Origin of the sequence: Mycobacterium sp. SA01 (assembly GCF_041287105.1) — a bacterium.
GTDB lineage: Bacteria > Actinomycetota > Actinomycetes > Mycobacteriales > Mycobacteriaceae > Mycobacterium.
Genome location: NZ_JBGGNO010000020.1, coordinates 889,068 through 907,611, shown reverse-complemented (window position 1 = coordinate 907,611; position 18,544 = coordinate 889,068). Strand labels below are relative to the sequence as shown.

At 68.1% G+C, this 18,544-nt stretch carries 22 protein-coding genes and 1 pseudogene; 10 read left to right on the top strand and 13 right to left on the bottom strand.

Annotation, left to right across the window (positions count from 1 at the left end; all coding sequences use genetic code 11):
* Nucleotides 1–2 precede the first annotated feature (2 nt).
* Nucleotides 3–1,205 carry an MFS transporter gene (locus tag AB4879_RS23720; RefSeq protein ID WP_370509504.1) on the top strand — a complete coding sequence of 401 codons (1,203 nt, stop codon included), beginning with the start codon at nucleotides 3–5 and terminating at the stop codon, nucleotides 1,203–1,205.
* Here the strand turns inward: AB4879_RS23720 and AB4879_RS23715 are convergent.
* Together AB4879_RS23715 and AB4879_RS23710 are read right to left on the bottom strand one after the other, a co-directional pair.
* Nucleotides 1,202–1,378, bottom strand: a complete 177-nt coding sequence (locus AB4879_RS23715; protein WP_102809812.1) for a DUF5302 domain-containing protein — start codon at nucleotides 1,376–1,378, stop codon at nucleotides 1,202–1,204. The genes AB4879_RS23720 and AB4879_RS23715 overlap by 4 nt on opposite strands.
* A 21-nt stretch (nucleotides 1,379–1,399) precedes the next feature.
* Nucleotides 1,400–1,843, bottom strand: coding sequence for a PPOX class F420-dependent oxidoreductase (locus AB4879_RS23710; RefSeq protein WP_102809811.1), 444 nt, complete (start codon nucleotides 1,841–1,843; stop codon nucleotides 1,400–1,402).
* A 31-nt stretch (nucleotides 1,844–1,874) separates the two neighbouring features.
* Here AB4879_RS23710 and AB4879_RS23705 point away from each other — a divergent pair, with 31 nt between their 5' ends.
* Nucleotides 1,875–2,396, top strand: coding sequence for a DUF1697 domain-containing protein (locus AB4879_RS23705; RefSeq protein WP_370509503.1), 522 nt, complete (start codon nucleotides 1,875–1,877; stop codon nucleotides 2,394–2,396).
* Complete coding sequence (locus AB4879_RS23700; RefSeq protein WP_370509502.1) at nucleotides 2,393–3,220, top strand: class I SAM-dependent methyltransferase; 828 nt, start codon at nucleotides 2,393–2,395, stop codon at nucleotides 3,218–3,220. Before AB4879_RS23705 ends, AB4879_RS23700 begins: the two co-directional genes overlap by 4 nt.
* Nucleotides 3,221–3,224: 4 nt before the next feature.
* Here AB4879_RS23700 and AB4879_RS23695 read toward each other — a convergent pair whose 3' ends face one another.
* A complete protein-coding gene (locus AB4879_RS23695) occupies nucleotides 3,225–3,590 on the bottom strand; it encodes a GntR family transcriptional regulator (RefSeq protein WP_102809808.1) in 366 nt (121 codons plus the stop codon).
* Nucleotides 3,591–3,627: 37 nt separating this feature from the next.
* Here AB4879_RS23695 and AB4879_RS23690 point away from each other — a divergent pair, with 37 nt between their 5' ends.
* Complete coding sequence (locus tag AB4879_RS23690) at nucleotides 3,628–4,344, top strand: NAD-dependent deacylase (RefSeq protein WP_370509501.1); 717 nt, start codon at nucleotides 3,628–3,630, stop codon at nucleotides 4,342–4,344.
* Here the strand turns inward: AB4879_RS23690 and AB4879_RS23685 are convergent.
* Nucleotides 4,341–4,973, bottom strand: coding sequence for a class I SAM-dependent methyltransferase (locus AB4879_RS23685; protein WP_370509500.1), 633 nt, complete (start codon nucleotides 4,971–4,973; stop codon nucleotides 4,341–4,343). The genes AB4879_RS23690 and AB4879_RS23685 overlap by 4 nt on opposite strands.
* Nucleotides 4,974–5,146: 173 nt before the next feature.
* On the opposite strand from AB4879_RS23685, the gene AB4879_RS23680 reads away from it, so the two are divergent.
* Nucleotides 5,147–5,278 carry a hypothetical protein gene (locus AB4879_RS23680; protein WP_096312721.1) on the top strand — a complete coding sequence of 44 codons (132 nt, stop codon included), beginning with the start codon at nucleotides 5,147–5,149 and terminating at the stop codon, nucleotides 5,276–5,278.
* An 81-nt stretch (nucleotides 5,279–5,359) separates the two neighbouring features.
* On the opposite strand, the gene AB4879_RS23675 is transcribed toward AB4879_RS23680, so the two are convergent.
* From AB4879_RS23675 to AB4879_RS23665, 3 genes are read right to left on the bottom strand one after another with little or no spacing between them, the layout of a single operon-like run.
* Nucleotides 5,360–6,358 carry an NAD(P)H-dependent flavin oxidoreductase gene (locus AB4879_RS23675; protein WP_370509499.1) on the bottom strand — a complete coding sequence of 333 codons (999 nt, stop codon included), beginning with the start codon at nucleotides 6,356–6,358 and terminating at the stop codon, nucleotides 5,360–5,362.
* Nucleotides 6,355–7,110 carry a 3-hydroxyacyl-CoA dehydrogenase gene (locus AB4879_RS23670; protein WP_102809403.1) on the bottom strand — a complete coding sequence of 252 codons (756 nt, stop codon included), beginning with the start codon at nucleotides 7,108–7,110 and terminating at the stop codon, nucleotides 6,355–6,357. Before AB4879_RS23670 ends, AB4879_RS23675 begins: the two co-directional genes overlap by 4 nt.
* 53 nt (nucleotides 7,111–7,163) lie before the next feature.
* The gene (locus AB4879_RS23665; RefSeq protein ID WP_370509498.1) at nucleotides 7,164–8,249 is read right to left on the bottom strand and encodes a CaiB/BaiF CoA transferase family protein; all 1,086 of its coding nucleotides are present in this window, start codon (nucleotides 8,247–8,249) and stop codon (nucleotides 7,164–7,166) included.
* 98 nt (nucleotides 8,250–8,347) lie between these two features.
* Here AB4879_RS23665 and AB4879_RS23660 point away from each other — a divergent pair, with 98 nt between their 5' ends.
* From AB4879_RS23660 to tet(V), 3 genes and pseudogenes are all read left to right on the top strand, one after another.
* Nucleotides 8,348–9,154, top strand: coding sequence for an enoyl-CoA hydratase (locus tag AB4879_RS23660; protein WP_102809401.1), 807 nt, complete (start codon nucleotides 8,348–8,350; stop codon nucleotides 9,152–9,154).
* Between the two features lie 102 nt (nucleotides 9,155–9,256).
* Nucleotides 9,257–9,517 (top strand): annotated as a pseudogene (locus AB4879_RS23655) (toxin-antitoxin system HicB family antitoxin).
* Nucleotides 9,518–9,566: 49 nt separating this feature from the next.
* Nucleotides 9,567–10,853, top strand: a complete 1,287-nt coding sequence (tet(V), locus tag AB4879_RS23650) for a tetracycline efflux MFS transporter Tet(V) (protein ID WP_370509497.1) — start codon at nucleotides 9,567–9,569, stop codon at nucleotides 10,851–10,853.
* 53 nt (nucleotides 10,854–10,906) lie between these two features.
* Here tet(V) and AB4879_RS23645 read toward each other — a convergent pair whose 3' ends face one another.
* From AB4879_RS23645 to AB4879_RS23630, 4 genes are all read right to left on the bottom strand, one after another.
* The gene (locus AB4879_RS23645) at nucleotides 10,907–11,608 is read right to left on the bottom strand and encodes a CPBP family intramembrane glutamic endopeptidase (RefSeq protein WP_102809398.1); all 702 of its coding nucleotides are present in this window, start codon (nucleotides 11,606–11,608) and stop codon (nucleotides 10,907–10,909) included.
* Nucleotides 11,605–12,747: an NAD(P)H-binding protein gene (locus AB4879_RS23640; protein ID WP_370509496.1), complete on the bottom strand. Its 1,143-nt coding sequence runs from the start codon at nucleotides 12,745–12,747 to the stop codon at nucleotides 11,605–11,607. Before AB4879_RS23640 ends, AB4879_RS23645 begins: the two co-directional genes overlap by 4 nt.
* Nucleotides 12,748–12,816: 69 nt before the next feature.
* On the bottom strand, nucleotides 12,817–13,338 hold the full coding sequence (locus AB4879_RS23635) for a gamma carbonic anhydrase family protein (protein WP_083121189.1): 522 nt from the start codon (nucleotides 13,336–13,338) through the stop codon (nucleotides 12,817–12,819).
* Nucleotides 13,339–13,362: 24 nt separating this feature from the next.
* Nucleotides 13,363–14,325: a GlxA family transcriptional regulator gene (locus tag AB4879_RS23630; protein WP_370509495.1), complete on the bottom strand. Its 963-nt coding sequence runs from the start codon at nucleotides 14,323–14,325 to the stop codon at nucleotides 13,363–13,365.
* Between the two features lie 27 nt (nucleotides 14,326–14,352).
* Here AB4879_RS23630 and AB4879_RS23625 point away from each other — a divergent pair, with 27 nt between their 5' ends.
* Nucleotides 14,353–15,666, top strand: coding sequence for an MFS transporter (locus tag AB4879_RS23625; protein ID WP_370509494.1), 1,314 nt, complete (start codon nucleotides 14,353–14,355; stop codon nucleotides 15,664–15,666).
* A gap of 120 nt (nucleotides 15,667–15,786) precedes the next feature.
* The gene (locus AB4879_RS23620; RefSeq protein WP_370509493.1) at nucleotides 15,787–16,557 is read left to right on the top strand and encodes a fasciclin domain-containing protein; all 771 of its coding nucleotides are present in this window, start codon (nucleotides 15,787–15,789) and stop codon (nucleotides 16,555–16,557) included.
* A 5-nt stretch (nucleotides 16,558–16,562) separates the two neighbouring features.
* Here the strand turns inward: AB4879_RS23620 and AB4879_RS23615 are convergent, their stop codons facing one another.
* Together AB4879_RS23615 and AB4879_RS23610 are read right to left on the bottom strand one after the other, a co-directional pair.
* Entirely contained in the window at nucleotides 16,563–17,360 is a 798-nt protein-coding gene (locus tag AB4879_RS23615) for a crotonase/enoyl-CoA hydratase family protein (protein ID WP_370509492.1), read from the bottom strand.
* Nucleotides 17,360–18,505: an acetyl-CoA C-acyltransferase gene (locus AB4879_RS23610; protein ID WP_102809394.1), complete on the bottom strand. Its 1,146-nt coding sequence runs from the start codon at nucleotides 18,503–18,505 to the stop codon at nucleotides 17,360–17,362. Before AB4879_RS23610 ends, AB4879_RS23615 begins: the two co-directional genes overlap by 1 nt.
* Nucleotides 18,506–18,544 lie beyond the last annotated feature (39 nt).

The following is an 18,544-nucleotide window of genomic DNA, read 5'->3' as shown; positions in this document are numbered from 1 at the left end:
GCATGGCATCCACCCGCAGATCGTTCGCCTTCGCCCTGTTGGCCTACGCGTTCGCCGCGATCATGGTGGGCACCACGCTGCCCACTCCGCTGTACGCGCTGTACTCAGAGCAGATGCACTTCGCGGTGCTGACGACGACCGTCATCTACGCGACCTACGCCGGCGGGGTGTTGTTCGCGCTGCTGGTGTTCGGCGGCTGGTCCGACGCCATCGGCCGACGGCCGGTGCTGCTGGCCGGTGTCGGCGCCGCGCTGGCGAGTGCGGTGATGTTCCTGTTCGCGGACTCGGTGCCCGAGCTTCTGGTGGGCCGAGTGCTCTCCGGTTTGTCGGCGGGCGTCTTCACCGGCACCGCCACCGCGGCGGTCATCGAAGCCGCGCCGCCGAGCTGGCGGACCCGCGCGGCGGCGGTGGCGACCATCGCCAACATCGGCGGCCTCGGCACCGGGCCCATCCTGGCCGGCATCTTGGCGCAGTACGCGCCGAGCCCGCTGAAGCTCACCTACCTCGTCCACATCGGGTTGATGGTGCTGGCCGCGGCCGCGATCCTGTCGGTGCCCGAGACGTCGAGCCGCACCGGAAAGCTCGGCCTGCAACGGCTTTCGGTGCCGCCCGAGGTGCGGTCGGTGTTCATCACCGCCGCGCTGGCGGCCTTCGCCGGCTTTGCCGTCACGGGGCTGTTCACCTCGGTGGCGCCGTCCCTGCTGACCAACGTGATCGGGATCGGCAATCACGCGCTGGCCGGCTTGATGGCCGGCTCGATCTTCGGCGCCTCGGCGGTCGCGCAGATCGCCGGAACCCGTATCGAACCGCAGCGCGCGGTCGCGCTTGGCTGCGCCATACTCGCGGTGGGCATGGGCATTCTGGTTGTCGCCCTGCACTATTCGTCACTGACCGGCCTGATCGCCGCGGCTGTGGTGGCCGGGGCCGGTCAGGGCATCAGCTTCAGCCGCGGCTTGGCGGCGGTCGCCGAACGCACTCCCGCGGACCGGCGCGCCGAGGTCAGCTCCACCTATTTCGTGGTGGCCTACATCGCGATTTCGATCCCGGTGATCGGGGAGGGTTTCGCCGCACAGGCGTGGGGGCTGCGCACCGGCGGCACCGTGTTCGCGGTCGCGGTCGGGGTGCTGGCCGTGGCGTGCCTGGCGGCCATTCTCTGGCAGGAATCACGACCTGCGGCAGAGCTTTCCGAGCAGGCGGCCGGCTAGCCGCTCTTACGACGGAATTCCCGCCGGTTCTCCACCGGCCCGTGCGAGCGGGGCTGCTTGGGGCCGCTGTCCGTGTGCGCCGAGCCACCCGCAGACTTCGCCTTCTTGCGCTCCAGCGCCTCGCGGAACTTGCGCTTGTTGTCGTCCTGCGGTTCGGACTCTGATTCGGCCATGCGGTCAGACTAACCCGTGGGTCAGCGGATGCCGGGCGGCATTCCGTAGACATGCGAGATCGGCAGCTTCAGCAGCACCCGGCGGTCGGTGACCATGGCGCGTCGGTAGTCGTCCCAGTCCGGATGCTCACCGGCGACGTTGCGATAGAGCGCGACGAGCGCTTCGACGGTGTCGTCGTGCGGTTCGGCCGCGGGCGGGGTGAGGATGGCGTTGCCGTCGGCGACGGCATAGGACCAGCCATCGTCGGAGGACACCAGGAGCGAGGCCCTCGGGTCGCGGCGCAGATTGCGGGTCTTGGCGCGCGGCTCGGTGATGGAGACTTCGACGACGAGATTGCGCCGGTCGAAGTGATACGTCACGTTGGACAGCTGCGGGCGGCCGTCACGTTTGATGGTCGCGAGCACGCCCAGTGAGTTGCCCGCGATCACCGCCAGCAGTTTGTCGTCGAACACCTGACGGGACATCCCCCGAGCCTACGTCGCTAGCATCGAGAACATGACCCGCTACGCGGCTTTCCTGCGCGGTGTGAACGTGAGCGGAACGACCATGAAGATGGCCGACGTCGCCGAGGCACTCACCGGCGCCGGGTTCACCGACGTGCGCACCATCCTCGCCAGCGGCAACGTGTTGCTGGACAGCGGTGCCACCGCCACGACGGTGCGCACGAAAGCCGAAGCGGCACTTCGGGATACGTTCGGTTACGAAGCCTGGGTGCTGGTGTACGACCTCGAGACTCTGCGCGCCATCGCCGACGGCTATCCGTTCGAACGCGAGGTCGAGGGGTATCACTCGTACGTCACGTTCGTCAGCGACGGGAAGGTTCTCGACGAGCTGGCCGATCTGGCCGGCGACGCCGGACCCGACGAGAAGATCGAACGCGGCGACGGCGTCCTGTACTGGCAGGTCCCCAAGTCCTCGACGCTGGACTCGGCCGTCGGTAAGACGATGGGTAAGAAGCGCTACAAGTCGTCGACCACCACGCGCAACCTGCGCACTCTGGCGAAGGTATTGACATGACAACGGAAAAGATCGACGCAAGCCAGCTGGGTGGCGTCTCCGAAACCGCGCTGCTGACGCTCAACGGCCGCGCCCACCAGGCGAGTCTGCCCGGCGCGATCCTGCGCGACCCCATGGCGATCAAGGTCGTCGACTCCATCGACTTCGACTTCGACAAGTTCGGTCGCAAGGGCCAGGAGATGGCGCTGCGCTCGCTGGCCGTCGACTCCTGCGCGGTCAGCTATCTGCGCACGCATCCCAAGGCCACCGTCGTCGCGCTGGCCGAAGGTTTCCAAACCAGCTTCTGGCGGTTGAGCGATGCCATCGCCGATCCTCAGTTCCACTGGGTGTCGGTGGACCTGCCGCCGGTGATCGAGCTGCGTGAGCGTCTGCTGCCGGCGTCTCCGCGAATCACCGCGCTGGCGCAGTCCGCGCTGGACTACAGCTGGATGGACCGAATCGATACCTCCAACGGTGTGTTCATCACCGCCGAGGGTCTGCTGATGTACCTGCAGCCGAACGAGGCGATGGACCTTATTGTCCAGTGCGCCAAGCGTTTTCCGGGCGGCCAGATGTTCTTCGACATGCCGCCGGTGTTCGTCAAGAAGCTTGCCCCGAAGGGTATGAAGTCCTCGAAGCACTACCGCGTCCCACCGATGCCGTTCAGCCTGACCACCGTGCAGCTGGCCGACCTGGTCAACACGGTGCCGGGGATCACCGCGGTCCACGACATCCCGATGCCCAAGGGCCGCGGCTTCTTCTTCGACACGGTGTGGCCGGCGATCTGGAACTTCGGCCCGACGAAGCGCTTCCGCGGCTCCTACACTCTGCTGGAATTCGGCTGACGGGTCAGCCGAACGCGTTGTCCAGATATTGCAGCGCCTCCTGCTTGCCCAGTCCCAGCGCACGGGCGGCTTCGACGTAGGCGTGGGCCGCCGCCGCCATCGCGGCGTCGGCCGGATCGGCGCGGGCCACGAACGTGCCGAAACGGCCGCGGGTTTCGACGATGCCTGCAGTTTCCAGTTCGCGGTAGGCCCGCGCGACGGTGTTGACGGCCAGATTCAGCTGACCGGCCAGCTCGCGCACCGTCGGCAGCCTGGTCCCGGGCGACAGGCGCCCGTCCCGGATCCCCTCGATGATCTGTGTTCTGAGCTGATCAAACAACGGCCGCGAGGCCTGTCCGTCGACGCGTAACCAGACCCCCAAATCCGACACCTGCTAAGTATCGCCCAGACCGGCTATTTTGGGGGATGTGCGTATCGCGGTACTGAGCGGGGCGGGGATCTCCGCCGAGAGCGGCGTGCCGACGTTCCGCGACGACAAGACCGGTTTGTGGGCCAAGTACGACCCCTACGAACTGTCGAGCACAGACGGTTGGCAGAACCACCCCGAACGGGTGTGGGCCTGGTACCTGTGGCGGCATCACCTCGTGCAGCAGGTCGAGCCCAACGACGGGCACCGCGCGGTGGCGGCCTGGCAGGACTACGCCGAGGTTTCGGTGATCACCCAGAATGTCGACAATCTGCATGAGCGGGCGGGCAGCAACCCGGTGCACCACCTGCACGGCAGCCTGTTCGAGTTCTGGTGCGACACCTGCGGTTCGCGCTACCACGGTCCGCTGCCGGACATGCCCGAGCCCGAGCTGGAGAAGATGCCGCCGCACTGCGAATGCGGCGGACTGGTCCGTCCCGGGATCGTCTGGTTCGGCGAACAGCTGCCCGACGAGCCGTGGCAGGCCGCCGTCGAAGCGGTGGCGACCTCCGACGTCCTGGTGGTGGTCGGCACGTCCGGAATCGTCTACCCGGCGGCGGGCCTGCCGGATGTGGCGTTGGCCCGCGGAGCCGTCGTCGTGGAGGTCAATCCCGAGCCGACTCCGCTGTCGACGAATGCGACACTCACGATCCGCGAGTCGGCCAGCACCGCGCTGCCGACCCTGCTGCAGCAGTTGCCCGAATTGTTGAAGAACTAGTTCTTCGTCGCCCGGCCCAGTGCGACCTCGTGCACGGGCAGGGGCACCCAGGCCGGGAATTGCGCCTCACGACGCGCGGTCTCGATGACGAATCCGGCCCCGGAGATCGCGCGCTCGGTGTCGCGGTGGGTGTGACAGTTGCCGGCGAACCGCGGCCAGATCGTCGCGTCGGCCACCCGCTGCACTTGACCGCGCCATCCGCCTTCGGCGATGTGCTCGAAGTAGCGCAGTTCGCCGCCCGGCTTCAGCACGGAGTTGAGCTGCCGCAGCACCCCGTCGGGGTCGGCGACCGAGCACAGCACCAGCGAGCACACCACCGCGTCGAAGGGTTCGGCGGCCGGCATGGTCTCGACGGTCGATTCGATGACGGTGACGGGAACCCTGGCCGCCGCGGCGGCGTGTTCGGCCATCGGCGCGAGGCGGGTTTCGGGCTCGAGCGCGACGACCTCGGTCACCGTGTCGGGGTAGAACTCGAAGTTGCTTCCGGTGCCCGCCCCGACCTCCAGGACACGCCCGTGCAGCCCGGCGAGATTCTCTCGGCGGAGCCTGCGCATGGCCTGTGACTCGTGCGCGGACAGCACGGTCCAGAAGCGGGCGAAAAACGGGTTGTCGACGGTCTGCTGTGACATATCTGTGATGTCCTCCCTGCTCAGAGCCACCCTAGTCGTAGGCGGTTTTTGGCTCCACGTGTGACCAACCTGACTTTTGAGTAAGGCACGACCTGACTCGTGAGTAACAATTGCCAGGAAACTCCGAATCGGGGCTCAACGATTCCTTAAAGGCGGCTCATAGAGTCCTGGGTATGTGGATCGACGACACCAGTGCCGATGTCATCAAAATCGATTTCGATGCGCTGTATCACGGCGACTTCCTCGTGGAGGGTGACACCTCCGAGCAGTTCGAGGACAAGCCCCCGCTCGCCAACGCGAGCTAGCGCGCAGCGCCAAACGGCGCCCCACCGCTGATGCGGTGACGCGCCGTCCGGAGCTTTGATGTGGGTGGTGCCCGCCTGGGATCAGGCGGGCACTTTTGCGTCTTGGCTCTCGATCATTCCGGCCAGCCGACCACCGATGATCTCTTCGGCTTCGGAGACGATCCGGGAGATCAGCTCGCCACAGGTCGGGATGTCGTTGATCAAGCCCATCGCGGTGCCGACGGTCCAGATGCCGGCATCGATGTCACCGTCGTCGAACACCTTGCGGCCGCGCACGCCGGCCACCAGATCCTTGACGTCCTCGAACTGCCCGCCGCCCTTGAGGATCTCCACGACCTCGCGGGACACGACGTTGGAGGCCACCCGGGCGGTGTTGTGCAGGCTGCGGAAGATCAGCTCGGTGCCCCGCTCGTCGCCGGCCACGATCGCTTCCTTGACGTTCTGGTGGATGCAGGACTCGACCGTGCACATGAACCGTGAACCCATGTTGATGCCGTCGGCACCCAGCGCCAGCGCGGCCACCAGGCCGCGGGAATCGGCGAAACCGCCCGAGGCGATCATCGGGATCTCGATCTTCTCGGCGGCGGCCGGGATCAGCACCAGGCCCGGGACGTCGTCTTCACCGGGGTGTCCGGCACACTCGAACCCGTCGATGCTGATGCCGTCGACCCCCAGGCTCTGGGCCTTCACCGCATGCCGCACCGACGTGCACTTGTGCAGCACCTTGATGCCGTTGTCGTGGAACATCGGCAGGTGCGGCGCCGGGTTGGATCCGGCGGTCTCGACGATCTTGATGCCCGCGTCGACGATCACCTGGCGGTACTCGTCGTAAGGCGGCGGGTTGATGGCCGGCAGGATCGTCAGGTTCACCCCGAACGGCTTGTCGGTCATGTCCCGGGTGCGGGCGATCTCGTTGGCCAGATCAGCCGGCGTCGGCTGCGTGAGCGCGGTGATGAACCCGAGTCCGCCCGCATTGGCAACGGCGGCAACGAGTTCCGCGCGACCGACCCACTGCATACCGCCCTGGGCGATCGGGTGCTCGACACCGAAGGTCTCGGTGAACTTGGTCTTCAGGGTCATCGCGGGGCCATCCGGATGGCGCCGTCCAGACGGATCACCTCACCGTTGAGCATCGGGTTCTCGACGATGTGCACGGCCAGCGCGCCGTACTCGTCGGGATCGCCGAGGCGGGCCGGGTGCGGCACCTGCTGGCCGAGCGAGCGCTGCGCCTCTTCGGGCAGCGAACCCAGCAGCGGGGTCTTGAACAGGCCCGGGGCGATGGTGCACACCCGGATCAGGCTGCGCGACAGGTCCCGTGCGATCGGCAGGGTCATACCGACCACACCGCCCTTGGACGCCGAGTAGGCGGCCTGCCCGATCTGGCCGTCGAAGGCCGCGACCGAGGCGGTGTTGATGATGACGCCGCGCTCCTCACCCTTGAGCGGTTCGGTCTTGGCGATCCGCTCGGCGGCCAGGCGCAGCACGTTGAACGTGCCGATCAGGTTGACCTCGACGACCTTCTTGAAGCCGTCCAGCGGGAAGGGCCCGTCCTTGCCCAGGGTCTTGATGGCGTTGCCGATGCCCGCGCAGTTGACGTTGATACGCACCGGGCCGAGGGACTCGGCGATGTCGAGCGCCTTGGTGACGGCCTCTTCGTCGGTGACGTTGGCCGCCACGAACTTGGCGCGCTCCCCCAGCTCGGCGACGACGTCTTCACCCTTGAGGTCGATGACGACCACCGAGGCGCCCGCGTCGAGCAGCCGCTTTGTGGTGGCCAGGCCCAGTCCTGAGGCACCGCCGGTGACGACGGCTACGGCGTCCTTGATCTCCACGAATGGTTTCCTTTCAGATACTCAGTTAGCTCGACCTACTGGTTGGTTGGGGACTATACCCAGTCGCGCAGGACGGCCTCGTTGTCGGCTCCCGGTACGCCGGGTGCGGCCGGGGTGTCGAGCCCGGTCCGGGAGAACCGGGGGGCAGGAGCCGGGAACGTCGAGCCCGCTTCGGTGTAGAAGGTGTTGCGCTCGGTGTTGTGCGGTTCGGTGTCGACCTCGGCGAATGACAGCACCGGCGTGCAGCAGGCGTCGCTTCCGGCGAACACCGTGGCCCAGTGGTCACGGTCGTGCTTGCCGAAGGTGTCGGTGAGCACCGCACGCAGTTCCGGCCAACGGGTGATGTCGTTCTGGTCGGGCAGGTCGGCGTCTTTGAGACCGAGCTTCTCGATCAGTTCGGCGTAGAACTGCGGCTCGATCGCGCCGACCGCGACGTACCGTCCATCGGAACACTCGTAGGTGTCGTAGTAGGGCGCGCCGGTGTCGAGCATGTTGGTGCCGCGCTCGTCGCTCCACATGCCCATGTGGCGGAACGCCCACATCATCTGGGCCAGCACGCTGGAGCCATCGACCATCGCCGCGTCGATGACCTGCCCCTTGCCGGAACGCTCCCGCTCCCACAGCGCGGACAGGATGCCGACCAGCAGGAACATCGAGCCGCCGCCGAAGTCGCCGGCCAGGTTCAGCGGCGGGACGGGACGTTCGTTGACCCGGCCGACGGCGTGCAGCAAGCCGTTGAGCGAGATGTAGTTGATGTCGTGGCCGGCCTGCTGACTGCGCGGCCCGTCCTGGCCCCACCCGGTCATACGGCCGTAGATCAGGCGCTCGTTGACCTTGGCGCAGTCCTCCGGTCCGAGCCCGAGTCGTTCGGTGACACCGGGACGGAATCCCTCGATGAGGACGTCGGCCTTCGCGATCAGACCCAGGACCATGTCGCGGTCGTTCGGATCCTTGAGGTTGGCGCCGACCGAGCGACGGTTGCGCAGCAGGTAGTCGTTGCTGGGGGTGCCGGCGCCCTTGCCGAGCCGGTCGATGCGGACGACGTCGGCGCCCAGGTCACCGAGGATCATCGCGGCATGCGGACCGGGGCCGATGCCCGCCAATTCGATGACTCGCAAGCCGTGCAGTGGTCCGGCCATAGGTTGTCTACCCTCCAGTTGATTGATCGCCGCTTTAACTATTTACACCTGGCCCGACCAGTCGTGGGCTGCGCCCCCGCCGGGGCTAAGGTGCAGCCATGACGACCATCGACGCCTACACCGGTGTGCCGGAACTGACCGTGTCGCTCGACAGCGGAGTGTTGTCGGTGACGCTGAACCGGCCGGACAGCCTGAACTCGCTGAACGCGATCATGCTCCGCACGCTGGCCGACGTTCTCGAGCATGCGGCCGACGACGCGGCGGTCCGGGCCGTGCGACTCGGTGGGGCGGGACGCGGGTTCAGCTCCGGTGCGGGCATCAGCGCCGAGGATCAGTCGAACCGCCGGCCGGACACCCCGGACGAGGTTCTGCAGGAGGCGAACCGCGCGGTGCGCGCGATCGTGAACCTGCCCAAGCCGGTGGTGTCGGTTGTGCACGGGCCGGCGGCCGGGGTCGGGGTATCGCTCGCGCTGGCCTGCGACATCGTATTGGCTTCGGAGAAGGCGTTTTTCCTGCTGGCGTTCACCAAGATCGGCCTGATGCCCGACGGCGGCGCGTCGGCGCTGGTGGCCGCCTCGATCGGGCGGGCCCGCGCCATGAAGATGGCGCTTCTGGCCGAACGTATTTCGGCGGCCGACGCGTTCGGCTTCGGTCTGGTCAGTGAGGTGTATCCGGCCGACGAGCTGGAGGCCGGCGTGGCGGCGGTGCTCGACAAGCTGGTATCCGGTCCCGCGATCGCGCTGCGCAAGACCAAGCAGGCGATCAACGCCGCGACGCTCACCGAACTCGAACCGGCGATCGGCCGCGAAAGCGAAGGCCAGCTGGTTCTGTTGGGCTCCAAGGACTTCCGCGAGGGCACCCGGGCATTCCAGGAACACCGCTCGCCGACGTTCACCGACGACTAGCCGAGCCGGCGGGGCAATACCACTCTGGAAAAGCCACTCACCACGCGGCGCCCAGCCGCCACCGGCCCCGGAATTGTCGGAGCCTCTGGCCATCATGGGGCGATGCCGAACTACACGTACCGCGCCGAATGGTCTGACGACTACTGCCGGTAACTCGGACTCTGCCTGGAGTTCAAAGGCCGGTACCCGCCGGAGTCGTTGACCGACCACCGCTACAGCGGCAAGTTCGCGGTGCGCACCTCGCCCGTGCTGCACGAACGACTGGTGGTCGAGGCCGCCGAGCAGGGAATCTCGTTGAACCAGTGGGTGAGTTACAAACTCGCCGGCCGCCCCGCACCCTCCATCGACGACCTGTTCGGCTGACCCGAAAATCGTTGGACGTGGCCTGCGCCGGTCAGCGACCATCGACGGCATGAGTACGCACTACGACATCGAGCCGGTGAAACCCACCGGGCGCTGGCGCGTGCTCACACCGTTCCGGTACCGCGAATTCCGGCTGCTCATCGCGGCAATGTCGATTTCGCTGTTCGCCGAAGGTATGTGGACCGTCGTGATGGCGCTTCAAGTCATCGCCCTCGCCGACGACCCGGCCGCGTTGTCTCTGGTCGCGGCCTGCCTTGCCGCCGGCATGCTGGCCTTCATCCTCGTCGGCGGAATCGTCGCCGACCGGGTACCGCAGCGCGCCATCATCATCGCGGTCGAGGTCACCAACCTCGCCGCCACCGGCGCCGTCGCCGTCCTCGGCATGCTCGGCGAGCTGCATCTGTGGCACATGGCAACTGCGGCAGCGGTTCTCGGTATCGGCGCCGCCTTCTTCTTCCCGGCCTACAGCGCCTACCTGCCGCGCATCCTGCCGGCCGAGCAGCTGCTGGCCGCCAACGGTGTCGAAGGCGCGATCCGGCCCACCCTGCAACAGGCCATCGGCCCGGCAGCGGCCGGTGTGCTGATCGGGATCACCTTCCCCGCCCTGGGTTCGGTCACGGTGGCTGCACTGTTCGCGGTCGCGCTGACCCTGCTGGTGTCCATGCGGCCCGGCCACGGCTCACACATCGTGATGACCGTCGAGCGCGAAAAGCCGCACGTCCTCACCGATCTCAGGGAGGGTCTGCGGTTCGTCCTGCACACCCGATGGTTGCGCTGGACGCTGCTGTTCGCCTGCACCTGGGTGTTCTTGGCGATGGGTCCGATCGAGGTGCTGCTGCCGTTCATCGCCCACAACCGGTTCGCCCACGGCGAGCAGGTATACGGCCTGATGCTCGCCTCGTTCGGGCTGGGCAGTGCACTGGGCGCACTGGCGGTGTCCTCGCGTCGGCTGCCGCGGCGCTACCTCACGGTGATGATGACGATGTGGGGCGCGGGCTCACTGCCGCTGGTGCTCGTCGGCGCGACGTCGTCGCTGCCGGTGATGGTGATCGCGCTGTTCGTCGTCGGCCTCACCGACGGCGCGGGCATGGTCATCTGGGGCACGCTGCTGCAGCGGCGGGTACCGGCGGAGATGCTGGGCCGGGTGTCGAGTCTGGACTTCTTCGTCTCGCTGGCGTTCATGCCGGTGTCGATGGCGGTCGCGGGCCCGCTGTCGAAAGTGGTTCCGGTGGAGCTCATCTTCGCGGTGACCGGTGTCGCGCCGGTGCTGCTGGCCGCGGTCGCGCTCGTCGCGGCACGCATGCCGCGCGACGAGATCGCCCACCCGCTGGCCTAGGTCGGTCGACGATGCGGGGAGGGACGACCCGCTGAGGAGCCGGCCAATCGGGCCTAGTGCCAGATGCCGAACATCGGCGGCAGTGCCAGCACCATGATCAGACCCCAGACCACGTGGGTCAGCACCGGTGCCAGCACTCCGCCGGTGGCTCGGCGTTCCAGGGCGCACACGGTGCCGAGGATGATCGCGGCGAAGCCGAGCATCCAGTTGCCGCTGGCACACGTCGCGATGGTGTAGAGCACCGTCGAGATCACCACAGGGTGGAAGGCGCCCAGCGCGGTGTACAGCGCGCCGCGGAAGAACATTTCCTCGGCCAGACCGTTCACCAGGGTGATCACCACGATCAGCAGCAGGCTGCCGTGGTTGGCGTACTCCAGCACACGGGTGATGGCCTCGGCCACCGGCGGTATCTCACGGGTCACCAGACCGCCGAGCACAAAAATGCCGCCGAGCAGCAATCCGATCGCGAGCCCGGTGATGACCGGGCGCTGGTTTCGCCCGCGCCAGCGGATGCACCCCAGGTGCACCGGTCCGGACGCCCGCGCACCGAAGGCCCACGTCGCCGCCAGCGCCATCGTCAGCCAGTAGAACGCCGCATCGCCGGGCCTGCGGGTCAGCGACAAGCCGAGCAGCAGCGCACCGAGAACCAGCACCACGCACACCGCGATGCGCCGCCGGCGGATCGCGGACGGCCACTCCTGATGCGGTACAGCAACATTGGACGCCACCGACCGAAGTTCAGCCAACATCGTCATAACAAGCGAACTTTCGCCAGCACCAGGTCCAGGCCGGTCCGCAGCGCGCCGGCCAGCGGGCCGGGCACCGAGTCCAGCAGTCTCAGCGCGGGGCGCGCCACCCCGGGCGTCACCGTGGCAGCCATCCGCCGCAGTCGCAGCGCATCCCCGCCTGCCCAGATCGGATCGCTGTCAGCCAGATGATGCGGGTCGGCCAGTCGGTCGACCGGACAGGGCGGCGGGCTGGCCACCGCGGCGGCGACGGCGTCTTCGATGGTGGTGAGTCCACCGGGCGGGTCCGGGACATGATCACGTAAGACAGTGTCCGAGGCCGTCATCGGATGGTCCAGCGATTCGATGAGATCGGCGGCCAATCCGCTGGGCACCGGTACCGCCGCGCCGGCCACTCGGCCGACGATCGCCTGCGGCACGATATCGCGCACCGGCAGCCCGGCCCGCAGTTCACCGGCGGCCTCGATGTAGGTCTGCAACAGCTCGCCGTAGGTCACGACGTCGGGCCCGACGATGTCGTACGACCCCGCCGGCACCACTGCGGGGTCGGCCGCGGCCAGCAGGTAGTACAGCACGTCGCTGATCGAAATGGGTTCGATGTCGTGGTCGGCCCACGGCGGTAGCGGAATCACCCAGAACCGGTCGCCGACATAGCGGACCATCTCGAACGACGTCGAGCCCGCGCCGATGATGACCGCCGCTCCGAGCCAGACCAGTTCTGCGCCGCCGTCGACGTCCAGCGCCGCGGCGACCTCGGCCCGGCCGGCCAGATGCTCGGACAACGTGTCGTCGTCGGGCACGAACCCGCCGAGGTACACGATGCGCCCCACGCCGGCCGCAGCCGCCGCTCTGCCCACGTTCGCCGCGCCTGCATTGTCGCGCTCGCGGAAGCCGGGCTGGCCGATGGCGTGCACCAGGTAGTAGATGACGTCGATGTGTCCGGATACGGCGAGCGCTGTCTCGACCGACGTCGGGTCGTCGGCATCGAAGACGACGGCCGTCACCCGGTCACACCAGCCGAACCGGCCGAGTTTCTCCGGGTTGCGGGTCGCGGCGACGACCTCGTGACCGTCGTCGAGCAGCCGCGCCACCAGCCGGGAACCAACGTATCCGGTGGCACCGGTGACCAGGATCCGCTTCGAGTTCACGCTAGGACTTATCGGCAGTCTTGCCGCGACGCAAACCTGACCACGGTGTGAGATCGATCCCGCCGGCCGCTACGCGGAGTCGTGGTGCAGGTCGATGAGGTGCTCGTAGACCGCGGCGTTCATCCGATTGCCGTCCAGTTCGGCGTCGGACAGGTCGCGGCGCACCTTGGCGGGAACACCGGCCACCAGGGATCGCGGCGGCACCATCATGCCCTGCGGAACCACCGCGCCGGCGGCCACGATCGACCCCGCACCGATCACGGCGCCGTTGAGCACGATCGAGCCCATCCCGACCAGCGAACCGTCCTCGACCGTGCAGCCGTGCAGCACGGCGTTGTGCCCGACCGTCACGCCCGCACCGATCTTCACCGGGAAGCCCGGGTCGACGTGCACGGTGGAGCCGTCCTGGATGTTGCTGCCCTCGCCGACGTCGATCCACTCGGCCTCGGCCCGCAAGGTCGCCGAGTACCAGACGCTGGCCCGCGCGGCGAGCCGCACCTGGCCGATCACCGCCGCGTTGGGTGCGACCCAGGATTCGGCGTGCAGTTCGGGGCTGTGCCCGCCAACGGACATGATCAGTGGTTCGGCCATGGCCGACATCGTAGGCAGACGCGGTCAGGAGCCCTGAAAGACCTTGCGGTAGCTCGACGGCGACATGCCCAGACCTCGCCGCAGATGGTGTCGCAGATTCGCGCCGGACCCGAGCCCCGCGCGGCGCGCCACCTCGTCGACGGGCAGGTCGTGGGTCTCCAGCAGTTCGCGGGCCCGCTCCACCCGCCGGCTGCGCACCCACCCGCCGGGTGACTGCCCGGTCTCGTCGCGGAACCGGCGGCAGAAGGTGCGCCCGCTCATCTGGGCGTGGCGGGCCAGCTGCTCGATCGACAGCGGCTCGTCGAGATGGTCCAGGGCCCACTGCCGGGTGGCGGCGGTGGATGTGTGCCCGTGCGGATCGTCGGGCACCTGCCGCTCGATGAACTGCGCCTGGCCGCCCTCCCGCCACGGCGGGACCACGCAGTAGCGGGCCACCTCGTTGGCCACGGCAGCACCGTGGTCACGGCGAATGATGTGCAGGCACAAGTCAATTCCCGCGGCGAGACCCGCAGAGGTGAGCAGGTCGCCGTCATCGACGAACAGCACGTTCTCGTCCAGCATGACGTCGGGGCGCAGCGCGCGGAGGTCGCCGGCGAAGCGCCAGTGCGTGGTGGCCGGCCGTCCGTCGAGCAATCCTGCGGCGGCGAGCACGAACGCGCCGGTGCAGATCGACACGATGCGGGTTCCGGGCCGGATGGTGGCCAGCGCGGCGGCCAGGTCGGCGTGGAGCTCGCCGTCTACGCGGGCGGGCGCGTACCGGGTGCCGGGGATGACGACGGTGTCGGCGGTCGCCAGCGCCTCCGGACCGGCAGTAGGGACCATCGCGTAGCCGTTGGTGGTCGCGACGGGGGCCCGGTTCAGGCCGCAGGTCACCACCTCGTAGAGCGGATTCCCGTCGGCGTCGGTGGCCGCACCGAAGAGCGTCGGCGCGATCGCCGCGTCGAAGCCGACGACGGGTTCGACCCACAGGACGGCGATCCGATGCACTCGGCCAGTCTGGCATGTTTTTGACGAATGGTGTCTTTCTTGCCACTAGCCGACGATCGCGCGGTCCGTCAGAGTGATCCGGTGACCACGACTTCCACCCCGAAAACCCGCATCGGCCTGCACTGGGCCTGGGTAGTGGCCGGCGTCAGCTTCGTGGCGATTCTCGGCGCCGCGGGCTTCCGGTCGGTGCCCGGCGTGATGATGAACCCGCTGCACCACGAGTTCGGCTGGTCGCACGGTGTGGTCGGGCTGGCGATGGCGGTCAACATGACGCTGTTCGGGCTGACCGCACCGTTCGCGGCCGCACTGATGGATCGGTTCGGCGTGCGCCCGGTGCTGGCCGGCGCCCTGATGCTGATCGCGACGGGGTCGGCGGCCAGCGTGCTGATGACCGCCAGCTGGCAGCTGGTGTTGCTGTGGGGCGTGCTCGTCGGCGGCGGCACCGGCGCGATATCGATGGGCTTCGTCGCGACCATTGCGGTGCGCTGGTTCGAACAGCGCCGCGGACTCGTCACCGGGGTGCTCACCGCCGCGAGCGCCACCGGGCAGCTGATCTTCCTGCCGGTGGTCGCCGAGGTCACCACCCGCCACGGCTGGCGGTGGGCCTCGCTGATCGTCGCGGGCGCGGCGCTGGCCGTCGTGCCACCGGTGCTGCTGCTGATGCGCAACTACCCGGCCGACAAGGGCCTGCTCCCCTACGGAGCGACGGAAGCCCAAGCGCCGCAAGCAGTCCCGGCATCCAGTTTCCGGGCGGCATTCGACGGCATACTGATCGGCGCGCGGGTGCCGGCGTTCTGGTTGCTGGCGGGCAGCTTCGCGATCTGCGGCATGACCACCAACGGGCTGATCGGAACGCACTTCATCCCGGCGGCCAATGACCACGGCATGCCCACCACCGTCGCGGCCGGGCTGCTGGCGACCGTCGGCGTGCTCGACGTCGCGGGCACCATCCTGTCCGGCTGGCTCACCGACCGGGTCGACCCCCGGCTGCTGCTGGTCGTCTACTACCTCGGCCGCGGGTTGTCGCTGCTGGCGCTGCCCGCACTGCTGTCCCCGCACGCCGAGCCGGGCACCTGGGTGTTCATCATCTTCTACGGCCTGGACTGGGTGGCCACCGTGCCGCCGACGATCGTGCTGTGCCGCGAGTACTTCGGTGCCCGCTCCCCGGTGGTCTTCGGCTGGGTATTCGCCGCCCATCAGGTCGGCGCGGCCGTGGCGGCCGCCGGCGCGGGCCGGCTGCGCGACGTGCAGGGCACCTACAACCTGGCCTTCTACCTGGCCGCGGGACTGTGCGCGCTCGCCGCGCTGCTGTGCTGGCGGGTACGCCGGGCAGCGCTCTGAACTGCAGCTTCACCAGCCGTTTTGAGACTGAAGCTTTGCTGCCAGTACGATTCGTCGGGGCGCAGCGGTAACGGGGACCCGCGTTTCGCCGACTCCACTAGAGACTCAAAAGGAGCCGAAGTGAGCATTCGTACCAAGTCCCTTGGCGTCGCCGCAGGGTTGGCCGCCATCGCCATCGCGATCCCGACGGCCGTTCAGGCCTACGCCGATCCGACCCCGGAGACCACCACCCCGGCGGCGCCGACCACGACGCAGATCCCCGTGCCGAGCATGAGCACGCTGCCCGATCCACAGGGCTCCGGCTGCGACGCGTACAAGAACCGAATCCCGGCCGGCGCGGGCTCGTTCACCAACATGGGCAACCAGAACGCGACCGCGGCCATCGCCGCGAACCCGGACCTGAGCACGTTCAGCGCGGCGATCTCCGGTGGCCTCAACCCGGCCGTCAACATCGACAGCGTCATCGACGGCGGCCCGTATGTGGTGTTCGCGCCGACCAACGACGCCTTCGCCAAGCTCGACGAGGCGACGCTGGAGCAGCTGAAGAGCGACCCGGCCGCACTGACGTCCACGCTGTACTACCACCTGGTGCTGGGCTACCTGGGCCCCGATGACCTGCACGGCAAGATGCCGACGCAGCAGGGCAGCCCGGTGAATGTGACCGGCAAGGGCGGCGACATCAAGGTCAACGACACCGCGAAGCTGGTGTGCGGCTACACCGCTCGGGGCGCGTACATCTACATGATCGACACCGTGCTCAGCCCGGCCGATGCGCCCGAACCCAATACGGCGACCAGCACCACCAGCACGACGCCGACCACCACGACGACGTCGTCGCCGACCGAGTCGACGTCGGCCACGCCGACGACGACCAAGCCCGCGACGGCCTAACTAGGTCAGCGCGCCTTCCAGACCGGCTGGCGCTTCTCGGCGAAGGCCAGCGGGCCTTCCTTGGCGTCCTCGGACTTCATCAGCGGGCCGATCTCGCGCATGGTGCGAGTCCAGCCGGCTTCGTCCGCGGTGATGGTCCCGTCGTCGACACCGACCGCGACGCGCTTGCTGGCCTGCACGGCCAGCGGCGCGTTGACGGTGATGCGTTGCGCCAGAGCCAAAGCCGCGTCGACGACGGTGCCGTCGGGCACGACGTCGTTGATCAGGCCCCACTTGAGCGCCTCGGCAGAGGTGATCGGTTCACCGGTGAACAGCAACTGCATGGCCACCTTGCGGGGCAACTGCTCAACGATGCGGAACACACCACCCGCCGCGGCGACCAGGCCGCGCTTGACTTCGGGCAACCCGAACTTGGCGCTCTCCTCGGCGATCACCAGGTCGCTGGCCAAGGCCAGTTCGGTTCCGCCGCCCAGGGCGGTGCCGTTGACTGCGGCGATGGTCGGCTTGTCGATGAAGTGCCGGACGTAACCGGCGAAACCCCACTCCGGGTGTTGCGGGTGAAAGAGGTTCTCCCGCTTGTAGATCGCTTTCAGGTCGGCCCCGGCGCAGAACGATTTATCGCCGGCACCGGTGATCACCACCGCCCAGACGTCGGCGTCGTCCTGCGCCTGCGCAAGCAGGTCACCTACGGCGGTGCTGACCGCACCGTTGACGGCGTTGCGCGCCTCCGGCCGGTTGATCGTGATGAGCAGGACGTTGCCCCGCCGCTCTCCGAGAGCGGCGGGGGCTTGCACGTCGGTCACTACAGCAGCTCGAGAATGGTGGCGTTGGCCTGGCCGCCGCCTTCGCACATGGTCTGCAGACCGTAGCGAATTCCGTTGTCGCGCATGTGGTAGAGCAGCGTGGTCATCAGCCGTGCACCGGAGCCGCCGAGCGGGTGGCCCAGGGCGATCGCGCCGCCGTTGGGGTTGAGCTTCTTCTCGTCGGCGCCGATCTCCTTGAGCCAGGCCATCGGAACCGGCGCGAACGCCTCGTTGACCTCGAAGGCACCGATCTCGTCGACGCTGAGGCCGGACTTGGCGAGGGCCTTCTGGGTGGCCGGGATCGGGCCACTCAGCATCATCACCGGGTCAGAGCCGGCCAGTGTCGCGGTGTGCACGCGGGCAATCGGCTTGAGACCCAACGACTTTGCCTTCTCCGCCGACATGAACAGCAGCGCGGCCGAGCCGTCGGAGATCTGCGAGGAGTTACCCGCGTGGATCACGCCATCCTCGGAGAATGCCGGCTTGAGCTGGCCCATCTTCTCCAGCGTGGTGCCGCGGCGGATGCCCTCGTCCTTGAGGACGACGTTTCCTTCGGCATCCTTGATCCCCACGATCTGGTCCTCGAAGGCGCCGGAGTCCTGTGCGGCAGCAGCCTTTTCGTGCGAGTCCAGGGAGAACTGGTCGAGATCGGTGCGGCTCAGGCCCCACTTGGTGGCCATCATCTCAGCGCCGATGCCCTGGTTGGGGGTGCGGTCGTAGCGGCCCTTGAATCCGGCCGAGTAGGGGTTTCCGCCGTTGGCCAGCGAGGCGCCCATCGGGGTGCGCGACATCGACTCGACACCACCGGCGACGACGACGTCGTAGTGGCCGGCCACCACGCCGGCGGCGGCGAAGTGCACCGACTGCTGGCTGGAGCCGCACTGGCGGTCGACGGTGACACCGGGAACCGACTCGGGCCAACCTGCGGTCAGCACCGCGGTCCGCGCGATGTCGAGGGCCTGCTCACCGGCCTGCATGACACAGCCCCAGATGACGTCGTCGACGATCTCGGGGTCGATGCCGGCGCGCTGGGCCAGACCGTTGAGCACCTGGGCCGACAGCTCGGCGGGGTGCACACCGGACAGACCGCCGTTGCGCTTCCCGACTGGTGAACGTACCGCTTCGACAATTACCGCTTCAGCCATCGGCCTACTCCTTTACGACGGGGTGATCTTTGGATCAAA